The sequence below is a fragment of the Cellulomonas citrea genome (assembly GCF_009829685.1).
Lineage (GTDB): Bacteria > Actinomycetota > Actinomycetes > Actinomycetales > Cellulomonadaceae > Cellulomonas > Cellulomonas citrea.
The window spans coordinates 1-841 of sequence record NZ_VWSD01000324.1 but is presented as its reverse complement, the minus strand read 5'-3'; the positions used below and the strand labels follow the sequence as shown (position 1 = coordinate 841).

Sequence of the window (841 nt, the reverse complement as noted above, 5' to 3'; positions counted from 1 at the left end):
CGCGAACGCCGAGATGTTCGCCTCGCTGGCCGACGACCTGCTCACCGACGCCGAGCTGCCGCCGGCCACCGACGCCACCCGGCTGGCCGCCGCGACCGAGGTCGCCGGGGTGCTCGCGCTGCTCTCGGGCAAGGTGCTCGGCCAGTTCGACCCGTACACGGCCGCCCCCGGCGAACGCGGCCGGCTGCTGCTGGTGGCGCCCAACGTGCTGGCCGCCGAGCGGGCGATGGGCGTGGTCCCGGCCGACTTCCGGCTCTGGGTCGCGCTGCACGAGCAGACCCATGCGCTGCAGTTCGCAGCCGCGCCCTGGCTCGTCGGGCACCTGCGCCAGCGGCTCTCCGCGCTGTCGACGGGTCTGCTGCCCGGCCACGTCGGGGTGCGCGAGCTGGGCGGGCGGCTGCTCGGTGCGCTGCGTGACGTCAAGGACGTCGGCCTGCTCGCGGTGCTCTCTGCCGAGCAGCGCGCCGTGTTCGACGAGGTGTCCGCCGTGATGGCGCTCGTCGAGGGGCACGCCGACGTGACGATGGACCAGGTGGGCAGCGCCGTCGTGCCGACCGTGGCGACCATCCGGTCCCGGTTCGACTTCCGCCGGGACGAGGCGGCGGCGGTGCGAGGGCCGGCCCGTGTGCTGCGCCTCGTGCTCGGCATGGACCTCAAGCTCGCCCAGTACCGCGAGGGGGCCGCGTTCGTGCGCGGGGTGCAGGCGAAGGTCGGTGTCGACGGGTTCAACGCCGTGTGGACCGCACCCGAGCTGCTGCCGACCCCGGCCGAGATCGCCGCACCGGCGGCCTGGGTCGCCCGCGTGCACGGCTGAGCGGTGGCAGGTCCCGCGCCGGCGGTC

1 protein-coding gene is annotated in these 841 nt (G+C 75.6%); it reads left to right on the top strand.

Translation table 11 applies throughout. The features are described from left to right. On the top strand, positions 1 to 814 hold an 814-nt coding region (locus F2B26_RS16485), incomplete at its 5' end, for a zinc-dependent metalloprotease (RefSeq protein WP_159811167.1). Positions 815 to 841 lie beyond the last annotated feature (27 nt).